We start from the raw sequence: 14,930 nt of genomic DNA, 5'->3' as shown, positions 1-14,930 counted from the left end.
TTAGCCGGAGGCGGCGCCTCCTCGCCGCCCGTACGGTCCGGTTGGACCGCTCCGGCTGCCCGCCGTCTCGTCACGGTTCCCGCCCTCGATGGCGATGTCGACTCCCCAGACGCCGGAGATGGCGCCGGCGGGAGAGCGGATCGGCCAGGAGAGGGTCAGGCACCAGTGCCGTGTGATCGCGGACAAATACGGTTCGGAAATATATTCCATACCCGCCATGGCTTCCTTCCACCACGGACGATGCCGGGCGTTGGCGAGGCCGGCTGGCGGGAGGGACACGATAAAAGCGCCGTTTTCGCGGGCGCTGTAGGCGGCTTCCACCTGGGGGTAGCACCGCATCAGTTCCTCCGCGAAGGGGCGATGGGTCGATTCATCTTCGAGGCTGCTTTTCCTTTCCTGGATCAGCGCCTTGATCCGGGCCTGCAGTTCCCGGACAGCGGGGTCTTCGCCTGCCGCGCCCTCATCGAGCAGCCGCACCGGGTCGGTGATCTCCTGGAGCACCGCCGATTCGCGAAAGACGACGCTGCCCAACCGGCTCAGTTCTTCCAGCAGATTTTGCTGACGCCGGACCTCCTCGGCCACGGCAGATACGCCCTGGGAGGCCTGGTGGAAGCGTTCCACGATGCCGCCGATAAAGCCGGCGCTGCTGGTCATGGCTTCGACCTGGACGCTCCGGTTGGTTGCGGCTTCCGCCAGCCTCCGCTCCGTCTCATCGACCGCTTCGGAGAGTTCCCGAAAGAGGGTGGCGATGTTGTGGACCGATGCCCTGCCGTTCGCTACGGCATCCCTTCCTTGTGCGGAGAGGTGGGCCAGGCTGGAAACGGACTTGCGGATCTCGGTCAGCATCATGCCCGTATCGCGGACAGCGGTCTGGGACTGAACGGCCAGTTTCTTGACCTCGCCGGCCACGACAGCGAATCCGGCGCCGGCTGCGCCGGCACGGGCCGCTTCGATGGCGGCGTTCAGGGCGAGGAGTTGGGTTTGTTCGGAAATCACGCCGATGGTGGCGGTGATCGTATCGATCTGGGCGGCCAATTCCTCCAACCGGACGAAGACGTGGTGCATCTCTTCGCTGCGCCGGCTGATTTCCTCCATGCAACCGCTCACCTGCCGGGCGCCCTCGGTCCCTGACCGGGCCAGGTCCCGGCTGCGCCGGCTCTGCCGGTGGATGTCTTCGGCCGCCCCGGCGATGTTCCGGGTGGCCTCGACGGCCTGTCGCAGCGCGCTTTCCGCTTCCTTTCCCTGCCGGGCGGCGTCGCCTGTCATGACGGCGACCTCGCCGGCTTGGGCGGCCAGCCGTTCATTGCCGCTACGGATCTCCTCTAGGTCAATTTGGAGTTTTTCCGCCACGCCGTTGAGCGGGCCGACGGTGCCCTTCAGTCGCTTCATGGTTTCCCGCCACCGCCCCGCCGTCTCCCTCACCCTGGTGAACAAGGGATCGGCTGTCTGCGGGTAGCGGTTTTCGCGAAGGTCACCTTCCGCCAGCGCCTGTAATGCCTTCTGCAGCGCCTCCGTATCGTTTTCTTGCTTCCGGAAGCGGTGGTGTACGGCGAAGGCGGCGACTCCGGCCAGGAATACGGCTGGTGTCAGCGAAACCAAACTTTCCGTAGGCGCCACCCCTTCCCCGCGAAACAACGATGTCGAAAACAATGGGAGGAAAAGAAAAAGACAGAGACAATCCGATTGGCTACCGGACGTCTCTGTCTTGTTTATTATTGTAGCGACTCAGCGCAAAGTTGGCAATCCCCCAAATGAACTTTTTTTGCCTCCTTTGGCGCTACCTCCACATAATTGTCGTTGAAGGTGGAACCGCCGGCCAGCAAGGTTCCCTTCCCGGCTGTCAGGTGGTTGACGTTTTTCCCGCCGGGCACACGCGATTGCCAGCGCACCCCTTCGACGATGACGACGCCGGCGGGCACATCGGCGGTGACGCAGGCTTCGAAAAAAGCCTCGCCCAGGGCGTTGAAGGCGTGCACCGGCTGGCCGTTGACGATGTGGCGGGCCGCGGCGTCGGCTTCAGCGATGAGGATGCGATGCGGCCCCTCGCGGCGCTCCGTCTCATCGGCCCCGCCGAAGGTGCTGTTGAGCAGGTGATGTCCGGGGTTGGCAAGCAGGCGCAGGGGGTAGGCCTGCTCCGCCGCATCCTTCACACGGGGGCGGTATTCGGGCAGGGTTGGGTAGCCCCGCTCCGCCAGGGCTGGATTCTCGAACATCAAACGGCCGGAGGCGGTCTGGAAGCGGCCGAAGCGCAAGGGCGGGTTGTCGCCCACGTTGAGACGAACCGGCCGTCCCGCCGTGAGGGCCGGTCGGTCGCTCCCCTCCAGCAGCGGCGTTTTTTGTGCCAGCAGTTCCTCGATCAGATCATCGGCAGTCTTTTGAAAATGCGGCTCCGCGAAGCCGAAGGACTTAGCCAGCAAGCAGAAGACCTCCAGATTGCTCTTGGCCTCTCCCGGCGGAGGCGCCACCGGATAGGCGCGCTGGATGTAGAAGTGGCCGTAGGAACGGTAGAGGTCGGCATGCTCCGGGGCGGCTGTCGCCGGCAGGACGACGTCGGCGTAGCGCGCCGTGTCGGTGAGGACCTGTTCGTGTACGACGGTGAAGAGGTCCGGCCGGAGCAGCCCTTGCAGCACTTTTTCCGACTCCGGGGCCACTGCCGCCGGGTTGGCGTGGTAGACATAGAGCGCCCGGATGGGCGGATCCTTCCGGTCCAGCAACGCCTGGCCCAACTCGATCATGTTGATCTCCCGGGTTGGGTGGGGCTCCAGGTCCTCCCTGGTGACAAGAGCTAAAGGCAACGCCTGTCCGGTATTGGAGGAGGCGTGGATGCCGCCGCCTTTTTTGGCAAAGGCGCCGGTGAGCCCGGGGAGGCAGGCCAGGGTGCGGTAGATCATCGCGCCGTCCCACTGGCGGTTGGGTCCGTTGCCGACACGGATGAAAGGCGCCCGGGCTGCGCCGTAGGCGCGGCCCAACTCGGTGACGGTCGAAGCGGCAATGCCGGTCAAGGCCTCGACCTGTTCAGGGGCGTAATCACGGAGCACTTTTTCTTTGAGCGCTCCATATCCCTCCGTATGCGCTTCGATGAAGGCGTGGTCGATATGGTCTTCCCGGATGAGGACATGCATCACGCCGAGGGCCAGTGCCGTATCGGTTCCCGGCGGAATGAGGACGACGCGGTCGGCGACGGCGGAGGTGCGGTTTTTGTAGCAATCCACCTGGATCACCTGGGCGCCCTTTTTCCGGGCTTCCTTCAGGAAAGGCAGCAGGTGGATATGAGTGGAGGCCACGTTCATCCCCCAGATCAGGATCAGGTCGGCGTCAACCATCGCCTCGATGTCGCTGCCCATCGTCTCTCCCAGGGTCATCGTCCAACCTACATCAGCGGTGGTGGCGCAGATGGTCCGCTTGAGCCGGCTTGCCCCCAGGCGGTGGAAGAAGGCGTGGCCGCTGTTGCGCTGGACGAGGCCCATGGTGCCGGCGTAGGAGTAGGGCAGGATCGCCTCAGCGCCGTTTTCGGCGATGATGGCCTGAAAGCGCTCGACGATGGTTCCGATGGCCTCGTCCCAGGAGATCGGTTCAAACTGCGCCGTCCCTTTCGGCCCGGTGCGGCGTAGCGGCTGCGTCAGCCGTTCCGGCGAATTGAGATGCTCGGGGAATCGTCCCATCTTGCCGCAGAGGAAGCCGCGGGTAAAGGGATGATCCGGGTCGCCCTTACAGGAGACGACCTTATTCCCTTCGACGCCCAGCAGCAGGCCGCAGGCGTCGGGGCAGTCGAGAGGGCAAACGGAAGGCAGGACTGGCATGGATGACATCCCCTTTGCGTTTCTCGTAAATAAAGCATTTATCGGTGTCTTTTGGTGCTCTTTCCGGTAATGCTGCGGCGTCTTACGGTTCTCTTTATGGGGGGTGTTCTTATCAGCGCAAGCTCTCTATTCTATTTGACCCAGTCGTCTTTTCCTCCTGCCTGCGGTGCTGCTTCAGATGCCATACCTAGGCGGGTTTCTCTCTTCAATGAAAAAACACCGGCGTAAAGGTCTCATGCCGAGCCCTGCCGGTGCTTTGCTCATATTGCGCTGCTTACGTCTCCAGGTTCCAGGTCTAGTATGATCGGTTCTAGAATTCCGGGGTTCTACGGTTCTAGAATGCTCGTTTTACCTCACCAAGTTCTGCATGCTGGTTCAGGCTCTATGCTTCTGCATACAGCGCGTCAGCCACGTTCGCGAACTCCTGCAGGTTTAAGGTCTCCCCACGCCGTCCCGGGTCGACGCCGGCGGCTGTCAGCCTGCGGGCCATTTCTTCCTTATTCAAAGCCAGTCCGAGAGCGCCGAGGGCGTTCAATAGGGTCTTACGCCGCTGGTTGAAGGCGGCCCGGACGACGCGGAAAAAGGCCGCTTCGTCGACCACCGCCACCGGCGGCGCTGTGCGGCGATCGAGGCGCACGACGGCGGAGCTCACCTTCGGCGGCGGGATGAAGGCGCCGGGCGGGACTTTGGTGACCAGCGTAGGCGCACAGTGGTACTGGATGGCCACCGAAAGGGCGCCGTAATCGCTGTGACCGGCCGGCGCCAGCATCCGGTCGGCCACCTCCTTCTGCACCATGACCACCAGCCGGGACACGGAAAAGTGACCTTCCAGGAGGCGCATCAGGATAGGTGTGGTGATGTAGTAAGGGAGGTTCGCCACGAGGACGAAGGGCTTGTCGCCCCGCCAGGGCTGTGTCGCGGCGTCGTAGTCCACCTTCAGGGCGTCCTGCCAGAGGATGTCCACCTGGGGGTAGTCGCGGCACAGATCATCCAGCAGCGGACGCAGGCTCTCATCGACCTCCACGGCGATCACCTTGCCGCCGGGGCCGACGGCTTCGGCCAGATCGCGCGTTAGCGTCGCCGGGCCTGGGCCGATCTCGACGACCACGTCGCCGGCAGACAGTTCGGCTGCGTCGATGATGCGCCCCACATACACCGGATCAGACAGGAAATTCTGGCCCAGTCCCTTTTTGGCGCGAATGCCGTACCGGCTGAGGTTTTGTCGGAGTTCTCCAGCCATCGGTTTCGTCTCCTATCTCTGTATCGCCTAAATCCTCGTGCAGATCGTTTCTTTCAAAGGCGCGATGCTTCCTGTTTTTACTGTTCTTCGATCTCTTTGAGCGCCTGCTCAATCTCGCTCCGGCTGAGGCCGAAGTGGTTGACCCGCTGCAAAAACTGCTTGGCGTTGGCGCGGCCGATGCCGAGGCGCTCGCCGAGCGCCTCCCGGCGCTGCCCTGCGCCCGGCACGCCATCGACGCCCCATTGCCGTAAATCATCACGGTTGTAGATCTCCCGTTGCGTCCCCGGCGATCGCACCTGCGCGAGGGCTTCACGGATGGCTTGCGGTGAAGCATGCTCGATGCCGACCTTGCCGTCTTTCTTGGCCAACGCCGCTGGCAAAAAGGCATGCTTGGCGCCGGGAACGGCCTCGGTCACCCAGCGGCGGATCCGTTCACCCGGTCCGTCCGGGTCGGTGAAAACGATGACGCCGCAGCGTTCCTGGGCTCTGCCGATGACCGCCATCGTTTCCGGGCTGATGCCCAGTCCTTGTGTGACGATCACCTGGGCGTCGACGGCGCGCCGCACCGCCAGCAGGTCGTCGCGACCCTCGACGACGATGACTTCTCGAATCTTTTCCCTGGACAGCGTGTTCACCTCATAGTCGGTTTTCCCCGTTTGCGAACAAACCAAACCCGCCCCGGACCGGGGCGGGCCAAAAAGGCACGATGACAGATGGCGCTGAAACCGCGCTTTATTCGATGACGTATACCTTTGTCGTCCGCTTTCCCCATCGCCTCGCCTCTTCCGGCGATTCCATGAAGAGGTCGATGCGCTCTCCGACGATGGCGGAACCGCGGTCAGCGGCGCGGGCAAAGCCATAGCCCTCCACATAGAGGCGGGAGCCCATGGGAATGACCGTCGTATCGACCGCCACCATCCCCACTTCCGGATAAGCGCCGGAGGCGGTGTTCCTGCCCGTATGGGTATAGGCGGTCGCCACCATGTAACGGGCCTCGCGGATGCGGAAATTGAGGCCGCCCCGTGAGACGTGGTCGATGGTGCCCATGGCCACCACCTGGTTGACGGGAGAGCGGACGATCTGCTGGGCGATCAGGTCTTTTTTCACCGGCTCGCCGTCTTCGTAGGTGACGAGCATTTTGTTCCGTTCCAGGCCGTTGCGGCCACGGGAAACGATCTTGCGGAGGCCCTTTTCCAAGGTGTTGTCCGATTTCTGTTCCGTCCGGTACGGGACAGACTGCTCTTCAACGACCTCCTCCTGGGTGACGCGAACGACACGGACGGTGGAAGGCTTGTCCACCGTTGCATCAAGCGCCGGCTCGACACGGTCGAGGGCGCCCAGTTGGATGGCCGCTTGGGCCAAAATGTCTCGAACAGAGGCAGGTGTTGTGACGAGCTCCTGGTTTTTCCCGTCCGCGAAAACGGTGATGGGAAAAGCGCGGATGATATGTAAGGTCATATCGTCTTTCAACAGAGTCGGGGCAGGCGGATCCACCTTGTCCTTTTCGGCCAGGGTCACGCCGGCTTCCGCCAGGGCTTCCCCGACAGTGGCTTTGAAGGTCCCGACGGCTTTTTGTTCACCGTCCACGTCGAGTATGATGTCTTTTTGCAGGAAACTGTAAATGCCGAAGAGGATGAGCGCAATGCCGGCGAAGAGGCCCAGCGCCGTTCCCCACCGCCGCCAATCGCCGGGTGGCGGTGGATCGGTGAGTCGTTTGGCCCGCCGCAGCGGGCCTGGGTGAAGTCGCTCGGTCAGATCAGTGGTGTCATCCAGCATGACGGATTCCCCTTTCGACCAAGTGCTTACCGGTAGTGTGTTCTCATTTTACTGAACGAAAGGGGGCTTGTCAAAGCCAAGTATGTAGAATAATAGGAGTTAATCCATATTTTATTCGACGTTTTTAATCAATATTTTACTTGCGCCTTTCAACGAGCGTTGCTTATTAAAGCGGCGGCTTTTTCATTCGAGTATATGAACGGTCACTTTCCGCCTCCCCCATTGAAAACACTCCTCGTTGCTGTCGAAAAAAACATCGATGATCGATCCCCGGATGGCGCCGCCCGTGTCGGCCGCTCGGGCCATCCCGTAGCCCTCTACATAGAGCATCGTGCCCAGCGGGATCACGCCGGGATCGACGGCGATGATGCCCACATGGGGCCAGACGCCTGTTGCCGTGCGGTTCCCCGTATGGGTGTAGGCTGTCGCCTCCATGCGCATCGTTCGTGTGATGCTTCGTTCACCGGAGGCTGCCCCAATCGCGGAGGCGGCAGCCTGCCCGGCGCCCTTTTGCTCGCCCGACGCCGCGCTGCCGCCGCGCGACGCGATCAGCAATCGGCCGGGGGTCCCTGCGCCCCCCCGGATCACCACTTCCGGACGGGGACTTTGGATGACCTGCCGTTCCAGCGCTTCAGCAGAGACCTCGCGTCCGTCCTCAAAGGTGACCTGTTCGCGGACGACGGCGACGCCATCGGCGCCGGCCATGGCCACCCGCTCCACCCCTTCTGGGAGGGTGCTGTCATAGATCACTTGCCGGGAGAAGGTGACAGGCTCGCTCCGTTCGCGGCTGCTCCGGGTCAGGCGGACCAGATGCCAGCGGCGGGCGCTGTCTCCATCGGCGCCGTCGAGCCGGTCAAGGCGGTCTTCCTGTCCGGTAGGGACGCCCAAATCGGCGATTCGCTCCGTCGATACGCCGCCGACCTGGCGGAAGGTGATGATCCGGTTGTCCACGAGCAGTTCGACCCAGCGGGACTTGCGAAACTGCACAGACATCCCCGGCTGAAGCAGTTCATTGACATCGGGATAGACCTGATCGCCGGGCTCACAGGCGATCCCCAGGCCTTTCAGCATTTCGCCGACAGTGCGGCTGGAGGTGTGGACGGTCCGTGTCTGACCGTCGACCTCCACCGTGATCGCTTTTCCCAGGACACCGTCAAAAAAAGGGGCCAAAAAAAGCACGGCGGCCAAGGCGAGGGCAATCCCCACAACGATGGCCGGACGCGCGACAAGGCTTCCCCATCCCTTTTCCTTTGTTGTGATGGCCGCTATGGTCATCTTCCAACCCCTCCCGGCCGCATAGGATTGTCTTTCGGACAAGGCGGCGATGGTCAAAAATATGAAGGGGCGGAAAAAAAAAGAACCCCTGCTGCCAGGGGTTCCAGTTCGTGACCTACCGTATGATCGGTTATGAAGGGAAAGGAATCCGAAAGAGGGCGCAGCCGTTGCGCAGCATCTGTTCCGCCAGTTCCTCAGGATCCTCGCCGCGCAGTTCGGCCACTTTTTGCGCCACCAGGGCCACGTTGCCTGAGTGGTTGCGCGTTCCCCGCAAGGGATGGGGCGACAGATAGGGCGCGTCGGTCTCGACAAGCAGCCGGTCCTTAGGAACCTGCTTAGCAATGTCGAGAAGGCCCCGGGCGTTCGTATAGGTGACCGGACCGGCCAGGGAGATGTAGAAGCCGAGATCGAGGCAGAATTGGGCCATCTCCCCACTGCCGGAAAAGCAGTGCAGGACGCCGGAAAGTCCACGGCCCTCTTTGCTCAGGATCTCCATGATGTCACCATGAGCGTCCCGGTCATGGATGATGACCGGTTTATCGAGCCGCCGCGCCAGCGCCAGTTGGTCCACAAAGACCTCCCGCTGGCGGTCCCGGGGCGACAAATCGCGGTAGTAGTCGAGGCCGATCTCGCCGATGGCGACCACCTTGGGGTGGGCGGCCATCTGCTCCAGTGTTTTATAGGTATCGTCGTCCACACTCGCGGCATCGTGCGGGTGGATGCCGACCGCTGCGTAGATGAAGGGGTAGTCGTCAGCAAGGCGGACGGAGCGTTCCGACGAGGGGATGTCATATCCCACATTGACGATCCGTTCCACGCCGGCCGCCTGGGCCTGCTTCAGCACTGCTTCCCGGTCATCGCGGAAGGACTTGTCGTCCATATGGGCATGGGTGTCAAAGAGCCGCATCTATTTCACCCGGCTGCCGGCGGGGATGTCGGCGGTGACGGTGAGCGCCTCCAGCACCCCGTCCTTGGAGGCCGCCAGGATCATGCCCTGCGAGAGGATGCCCCGCAGTTTGGCCGGCTTCAGGTTGGCCACCAGGACGAGCTTCTTGCCCACCAATTCCTCCGGCGCGTAGTGCTGGGCGATGCCGGAGACGACGGTGCGCGTCTCTTCGCCCAGTTTGACCTGCAGCTTGAGCAGTTTGTCCGTTTTGGGCACTTTTTCGGCAGCGAGGACCTCGATCACCCGCAGGTCGACCTTGGCGAAGTCTTCGATGCTGATCTCCGGCAGGAGGGGTTCCATGACAGGGGCTTCGGCAGACGCTTCGGCAGGCGCTTCGGCGACGGTTTCCGCCGGGGCTGCAACGGCTTCTTGCAGGACAGGATTTTCGATTGTCGACACGGAAGTCGCCTCTTTCACAGTTTTTGATGTTTTGGCGTCTGCTTTTCCCGCTTTGAGCGGCTCGGTCTCGGCGCCCTCGGCAAGGATCGCCGCCAGGTCGATGCGTGGGAAGATGGGATCGCCCTTCGCCACTTTCACGCCGTCGGGGAAGAGGCCCCAGCGGGCGGCGTCCCAAGTCATCAGGCCGCTGTAATCCGGCAGATTAAGTTCCAATGAGTCCGGTTCTGACAGGCCCAGTTGGGCGAAGATCTTGCCGGGAACCTTGGGCATGGCGGCCTGCAACAGGATCGCGGCGATGCGCAGGCTTTCGACCATCGTGTACAAGACGGCCTCCAGTTCGGCCCGGGCCTCCGGTTTTTTGGCCAAGGACCAGGGGGCGCGCTCATCGATGTACTTGTTCATGCGGCCGATCAGCTTCCAGAGGGCGCTGTGGGCGTTGGCCAGTTCGAAGCGGTCCATCAGAGCGCCGAAGTCGGCGACAGTTTTGGCGGCCAATTCCTGGATCTCTTTCTCCAAAGGTCCCTCCGCCGCCGCGTCCGGTTTCTGGACGACGCCGCCGGTGAAGCGCTCCACCATGGACAAGGAGCGATGGAGCAGGTTGCCCAGGTCGTTGGCCAGGTCCGTGTTGATCCGGCCGATCAGCGTCTCCTCCGAGTAGACGGCGTCCTGTCCGCCGATCATCTCGCGGATGAGGAAGTAGCGAAAGGCGTCGACGCCGTAGCGATCGGCGAGCATGAAGGGGTCGACGACGTTGCCCTTCGATTTCGACATCTTCCCCGATTCGAGCAGGAACCAGCCGTGGCTGAAGACCTGTTTCGGCAGCGGTTCACCGAGGGCCATCAGGATGATCGGCCAGATGATGGTGTGGAAGCGGACAATGTCCTTGCCGACGAGGTGGATGTCGGCCGGCCAGTAGCGCCGGTACTTTTCGTCGTTGTCGCTGCCGTAGCCGAGGGCGGTGATGTAGTTGGACAGGGCGTCAAACCAGACGTAGATGACATGGTTGGCGTTGATCGGCACGGGGATGCCCCACTTGAAGGTCGTCCGGGAGACGCAGAGATCCTCCAAGCCCTGTTTGATGAAGCTGACCATCTCGTTGCGCCGGCTGACGGGCTGGATGAATTCGGGGTTCTCCTCGATATGTTGCAGCAGCCGGTCGGCGTACTTGGACATGCGGAAGAAGTAGCTCTCTTCCTTCATCCGCTCGACGGGGCGATCACAGTCGGGGCAGAGCTTTTCCCCGTTCTCGCCGATCTTCAGTTGCCGCTCCGGCCAGAAGGCCTCGTCAGGCGTGCAGTACCAGCCCTCATACTCGGATTTGTAGATGTCGCCGTTGTCCCAGATCTTTTGGAAGATGACCTGAACGGCTTTTTTATGGCGGTCCTCGGTGGTGCGGATGAAGTCGTCATAGGTGATCTCCAACCGCTCCCAGAGCTTTTTGAAGGTGACGGCCACCGGATCGAGGTAGTCGATGGGCGCCATGCCTTTCGCTTGGGCCGACCGCTCGATCTTCTGGCCATGCTCGTCCAATCCCGTCAAAAACCAGACGTCACAACCGCGCAAACGCTTGTAGCGGGCCATCGTGTCGGTGGCCACCGTCGTGTAGGCGTGACCGATATGGGGGTTGCCGCTGGGGTAGTAGATGGGGGTGGTGATGTAGAAAGTGGGCCGGGGCTGATTCACCATGGGGACCTCCTCGCGCAAAATCTTCGATGGGACGGGTCGTTCAAGGCAAAAAAACCTTCCCTGGATCGAAGTATCTTTATGTCGGGAAAATCAAAAAATATGCGGTATTTGTTTGATTTTAAAAAAAATGGGGGTTGACTGTTCCTGGAATGATTGGTACCATTAGGGTGATGATTGTTGTCGAATTTTGTTGATTCAGTCAGAAGGGAGGGCATTTTTCGATGAAATCTACGGGCATTGTACGGAAGGTTGACGAACTGGGCCGCGTTGTTATCCCCATTGAACTGCGCAGAACCCTGGGCATCGATGAGAAGGACGCGCTGGAAATCTACGTCGACCATGAGAAGATCATCCTGAAAAAGTACGAGCCTGCCTGCGTCTTCTGCGGCAGCGCCGTTCAGGTTCAGAACTTCCGCGGCAAGATTGTCTGCCGGGAGTGCGCCGTTTCGATGGCGCACAACGCCGCTGGCTGATTGGCTACATAATACCATTATTTCCAGCCAATCAAAAGGTCATGATTTTCCGTTGCAACAGGACGGGATGGGTTTGCGCCCATCCCGTTTATTCGTTTTCTGGAACGCTTGCTTCGTCTGCCACGAGTAACCGCAGACGGTAGGCCTCCCGCCGGGGTATGCCCAATTCCTGCGCCGCCGCCTTAAGGGCGGCTTTGCTGTCCATCCCCCGGCCTTCGAGTAACTGGAGCCGCTGGCGAAGCAGCGCCGCCCGCTCACGCTCGCTTTCCGGCAGCGCTGGGGGGCCGGAAAGGCCGTCGGCGGCTTCGTTCCAGAAATCGGCGGTCGCCCCGGTTTTATCAGCCGATTCGACAGCGACCGGGCGACCGGCGATGACGAGGGTGCATTCGCCGCGCACACCCTCCCGGACCGATGCGGCCAGTTCCGCCAGTGAACCGCGGCGAACCTCTTCGAACTTTTTCGTCAGTTCCCGCACCAGGGCGGCTGGGCGATCCGGTCCAAGGGCGTCGCAAAGGCTCTCGACGGTCTCCCGAATGCGGTGGGGGGACTCATAGAGGATCATCGTGCGATCCTCGAAGGCCAGCCGGCGGAGCCGCTCCCGGAACTCCTTTTTCGGCCGGGGCAAAAACCCTTCAAAGACGAAGCGGCCTGTCGGCAAACCGGACAGCACGAGCGCCGTCAGCGACGCGGTTGGTCCCGGCAGCACCTCCAAGGGGAGTCCGCGCTCAACACACTCCCGGACGATGTCTTCTCCAGGGTCGGAGATGCCGGGCAGACCGGCGTCGGAGACGAGGGCCACCGTGGCGCCTTCCGCAACCCGGTCGAGAATGGCCGCGCCTTTATGGCGGCGGTTGTGTTCATGGTAGGACGTGAGGGGAACATGGATGTCGAAGGCGCTCAGCAGTTTGCGTGTATGGCGGGTGTCCTCGGCAGCGATCAGATCGGCCTCTTTCAGGGCTTTCAACACCCGCAAGGTGATGTCGTCCAGATTGCCGATCGGGGTGGCGCAGAGGAGCAGTTTCCCCGGACCCAGCGACTTTGCCGGCCAGTGATCCGGCAGCATGTCCGCCACGTCTTCCGGCATATCCGACACATTCGCTACGTCTTCCGGCGCGCTTTCCTGTCCTTGTTCCAGCATTCTTTCCGCCTCGTCCCAGTCGTCAGCGTCATGGTCATTCATCAGCAGGGGCCTCATTCCTTATGGAGAAAGTTCACGCAGAAGAGACAGTCGTCGCCCCTGCGGGGCTGGCCGAAGTTGACATGGCAGATGTGAAAGCCCTCCTTGTAGAGGCGGCTCAGGTTTTCATAGCCCTCACCCTGCAGTTGGCGCACATTGTCATTGATCCGGCCCACCGCTTCGGGCGTCATATTGGCCCGTTCCGCCCGCAGGCGGTCGTTCTCCTCTTCGAGGGTATAGATTTCCATCTTCAGGGCTTCGATCTCGGCCAGCATCTCCCGCAGTTGTTCTTCCAAGGCGATCACCCTGGCCGTCAGTCGTTTGTTCATCTGATCCACCTCCGCATCAAGAGGGGCCCGTCGCCTCGATCGATTACTGGACTTCCGGCCCTGGCGTTTCCGGCGGTTTTTCCCTGCGTCTTCCCATCTCTTTGCGCTCGTAGCAGTCGTTTTCGAACTTGAGGCAGCACATCAGCCGGCCGCAGATGCCGGAGATCTTCGTCGGATTCAGGGACAGGTTCTGATCCTTGGCCATCCGGATCGACACGGGCTCGAAGTCGCCCAGGAAGGAGGCGCAGCAGAGGACGCGGCCGCAGCAGCCGATGCCGCCGATCATCTTCGCCTCGTCGCGGACGCCAATCTGGCGCAGTTCGATGCGGGTGCGGAAAACAGAGGCCAGGTCTTTGACGAGTTCCCGGAAATCGACGCGGCCGTCGGCGGTAAAGTAAAAGATGATCTTCGAGGAATCAAAGGTGTATTCCACATCGACGAGTTTCATCGGCAGTTGGTGGGCGGCGATCTTTTTCTGGCAGATCTCATAGGCGGAGGTCTCCTTGTTGCGGTTCTCCTCCACCTGTTTTACGTCTTCCGGCGTGGCGACCCGCAGCACCCGTTTTAAGGGGTTGACCAGGCTCTCTTCGGGGACCTCCCGGGGGGAGATGACGATCTCGCCAAACTCAATGCCGCGCGCCGTCTCGACGATCACCTTTTCCTGCAGCGGGAGATTCAGGTCGCCCGGGTCAAAGTAATACACTTTCCCGGTTTTTTTAATTCGGACACCGACAATCTTGACCAAGGACCCTTCCTCCTCAAGGTTTTGGGCCGATTCGTTCCGGCCTTTTGGTTATCCTCGTGAATCTATAGGTTATCTTTTGGCTGCAGTCAAGGGCGTCAGGGGCTCTCCCCGGGCCAGATCGCGCAGCTTCAGCAGCGTGTCCTCCACCAGCAGGCGCGCGCTGGCGTTTGTATCCAACAGGCGGCGCGCCGCCATGACCGTGTCCAGGGCGGTCAACAGGACCGGCAGGGGCCACCGGTCAGCGCCGCCGGCGATGTCGCCGTTGATCACAGGCACCTCCGCCCCGCCGGCGCCGGCGATCAGCAGCCGGTCTCGCAGCAGGAGCGTCAGGTAGTCAAAAAACTCGGCGATGCCTTCCTTATCCTTGTCCCACTCTTCGGCGAACTGAAAGATGCGGCTATCGCCGGTCTGGACCAGTCCGTCGAGGATCTGGCGCGCTTTTTCCCGCCCCGCCGGCAACCCTTCGGCAGCCAGCCGGGCGGCGCGGTCCCAGCGCCCGTCGGCCAGCAGCGTCAGCAGGGGCACATGGCCTGCGGGAACGCCCTTTTCTTTCAAAAAGCGGGCGATCTCCCCGCTTGGGACAGGTTGAAAATAGACGGGCAGGCAGCGTGAGCGGATCGTGGGCAGGATGCCGTGGCCGCGGTCGGTGATCAGGATAAAGACAGTCGGTCCCGGCGGCTCCTCCAGGATCTTCAACAGGGCGTTGGCGGAGGGACCCTGCATCGTCTCGGCCTGTTCGATCAGGACGACTTGATGGGACGACAGGTAGGGGCGGTAGCGGATGCGCTTTTGCAGATTCCGGATCTGTTCAATTTTGAGGGTTGTCCCCTCGGGCGCCAGGATGAGGAGATCGGGGTGGCTGCCGCCCTGGAACTGCCGGCAGGCGGGACAGGATTCACAGGCGTCGCCTTCCACCCGTTCCAGGCAGAGGACGGACTGGGCGAAGGCGCGGGCGGCCGTTTTTTTGCCGACGCCCTGGGGTCCGGAAAACAGGTAGGCGTGGGCCACCCGGTTCCCCAAAAGGCCCCGGGACAACTGCCGGACGGCCCGTTCCTGGCCTGTGATTTGCGATAGTCGCACCGCC

General features: G+C 61.9%; 13 protein-coding genes. 1 reads left to right on the top strand and 12 read right to left on the bottom strand.

Going from position 1 to position 14,930, the window contains the following annotated elements; all coding sequences use genetic code 11:
• From GTO91_RS06050 to metG, 8 genes are all read right to left on the bottom strand, one after another.
• Window positions 1-1,599: a methyl-accepting chemotaxis protein gene (locus tag GTO91_RS06050; protein ID WP_161256373.1), complete on the bottom strand. Its 1,599-nt coding sequence runs from the start codon at window positions 1,597-1,599 to the stop codon at window positions 1-3.
• Between the two features lie 113 nt (window positions 1,600-1,712).
• Window positions 1,713-3,800 carry a molybdopterin-dependent oxidoreductase gene (locus GTO91_RS06045; protein WP_161256370.1) on the bottom strand — a complete coding sequence of 696 codons (2,088 nt, stop codon included), beginning with the start codon at window positions 3,798-3,800 and terminating at the stop codon, window positions 1,713-1,715.
• 382 nt (window positions 3,801-4,182) lie between these two features.
• Window positions 4,183-5,040, bottom strand: coding sequence for a 16S rRNA (adenine(1518)-N(6)/adenine(1519)-N(6))-dimethyltransferase RsmA (rsmA, locus tag GTO91_RS06040; RefSeq protein WP_161256368.1), 858 nt, complete (start codon window positions 5,038-5,040; stop codon window positions 4,183-4,185).
• A gap of 77 nt (window positions 5,041-5,117) precedes the next feature.
• Window positions 5,118-5,711, bottom strand: coding sequence for a ribonuclease M5 (gene rnmV, locus GTO91_RS06035; RefSeq protein ID WP_235919210.1), 594 nt, complete (start codon window positions 5,709-5,711; stop codon window positions 5,118-5,120).
• A gap of 61 nt (window positions 5,712-5,772) precedes the next feature.
• Complete coding sequence (locus GTO91_RS06030) at window positions 5,773-6,816, bottom strand: 3D domain-containing protein (protein ID WP_161256365.1); 1,044 nt, start codon at window positions 6,814-6,816, stop codon at window positions 5,773-5,775.
• Between the two features lie 183 nt (window positions 6,817-6,999).
• Window positions 7,000-8,091, bottom strand: coding sequence for a 3D domain-containing protein (locus GTO91_RS06025; RefSeq protein WP_161256361.1), 1,092 nt, complete (start codon window positions 8,089-8,091; stop codon window positions 7,000-7,002).
• 130 nt (window positions 8,092-8,221) lie between these two features.
• Window positions 8,222-8,998, bottom strand: a complete 777-nt coding sequence (locus GTO91_RS06020) for a TatD family hydrolase (protein WP_161256358.1) — start codon at window positions 8,996-8,998, stop codon at window positions 8,222-8,224.
• Window positions 8,999-11,122 (bottom strand): methionine--tRNA ligase, encoded by a 2,124-nt coding sequence (gene metG, locus GTO91_RS06015; RefSeq protein WP_161256355.1) that lies wholly within the window; start codon window positions 11,120-11,122, stop codon window positions 8,999-9,001.
• 221 nt (window positions 11,123-11,343) lie between these two features.
• Between metG and GTO91_RS06010 the strand changes: the two genes are divergently transcribed.
• Complete coding sequence (locus tag GTO91_RS06010; RefSeq protein ID WP_161256352.1) at window positions 11,344-11,595, top strand: AbrB/MazE/SpoVT family DNA-binding domain-containing protein; 252 nt, start codon at window positions 11,344-11,346, stop codon at window positions 11,593-11,595.
• Window positions 11,596-11,683: 88 nt separating this feature from the next.
• Here GTO91_RS06010 and rsmI read toward each other — a convergent pair whose 3' ends face one another.
• The 4 genes from rsmI to holB all read right to left on the bottom strand — a co-directional run bounded on the left by rsmI (window position 11,684) and on the right by holB (window position 14,926).
• Window positions 11,684-12,775, bottom strand: coding sequence for a 16S rRNA (cytidine(1402)-2'-O)-methyltransferase (rsmI, locus tag GTO91_RS06005; RefSeq protein WP_235919208.1), 1,092 nt, complete (start codon window positions 12,773-12,775; stop codon window positions 11,684-11,686).
• An 11-nt stretch (window positions 12,776-12,786) separates the two neighbouring features.
• On the bottom strand, window positions 12,787-13,101 hold the full coding sequence (locus GTO91_RS06000) for an initiation-control protein YabA (protein ID WP_161256351.1): 315 nt from the start codon (window positions 13,099-13,101) through the stop codon (window positions 12,787-12,789).
• Window positions 13,102-13,144: 43 nt separating this feature from the next.
• Window positions 13,145-13,846 carry a PSP1 domain-containing protein gene (locus tag GTO91_RS05995; RefSeq protein ID WP_161256349.1) on the bottom strand — a complete coding sequence of 234 codons (702 nt, stop codon included), beginning with the start codon at window positions 13,844-13,846 and terminating at the stop codon, window positions 13,145-13,147.
• 69 nt (window positions 13,847-13,915) lie between these two features.
• The gene (gene holB, locus GTO91_RS05990) at window positions 13,916-14,926 is read right to left on the bottom strand and encodes a DNA polymerase III subunit delta' (protein ID WP_161256346.1); all 1,011 of its coding nucleotides are present in this window, start codon (window positions 14,924-14,926) and stop codon (window positions 13,916-13,918) included.
• Between the last annotated feature and the right edge of the window lie 4 nt (window positions 14,927-14,930).

It is taken from the genome of Heliomicrobium undosum, from assembly GCF_009877425.1.
Lineage (GTDB): Bacteria > Bacillota > Desulfitobacteriia > Heliobacteriales > Heliobacteriaceae > Heliomicrobium > Heliomicrobium undosum.
This window is presented reverse-complemented; position numbering and strand designations above follow the sequence as displayed.

Coding starts and splice junctions, on each gene's coding strand:
- rsmI (WP_235919208.1), bottom strand. CDS start 12,775: ATGAATGACCATGACGCTGACGACTGGGACGAGGCGGAAAGAATGCTG.
- metG (WP_161256355.1), bottom strand. CDS start 11,122: ATGGTGAATCAGCCCCGGCCCACTTTCTACATCACCACCCCCATCTAC.
- rsmA (WP_161256368.1), bottom strand. CDS start 5,040: ATGGCTGGAGAACTCCGACAAAACCTCAGCCGGTACGGCATTCGCGCC.
- GTO91_RS06010 (WP_161256352.1), top strand. CDS start 11,344: ATGAAATCTACGGGCATTGTACGGAAGGTTGACGAACTGGGCCGCGTT.
- GTO91_RS06000 (WP_161256351.1), bottom strand. CDS start 13,101: ATGAACAAACGACTGACGGCCAGGGTGATCGCCTTGGAAGAACAACTG.
- GTO91_RS06025 (WP_161256361.1), bottom strand. CDS start 8,091: ATGACCATAGCGGCCATCACAACAAAGGAAAAGGGATGGGGAAGCCTT.
- GTO91_RS06045 (WP_161256370.1), bottom strand. CDS start 3,800: ATGCCAGTCCTGCCTTCCGTTTGCCCTCTCGACTGCCCCGACGCCTGC.
- GTO91_RS06030 (WP_161256365.1), bottom strand. CDS start 6,816: ATGCTGGATGACACCACTGATCTGACCGAGCGACTTCACCCAGGCCCG.
- GTO91_RS06020 (WP_161256358.1), bottom strand. CDS start 8,998: ATGCGGCTCTTTGACACCCATGCCCATATGGACGACAAGTCCTTCCGC.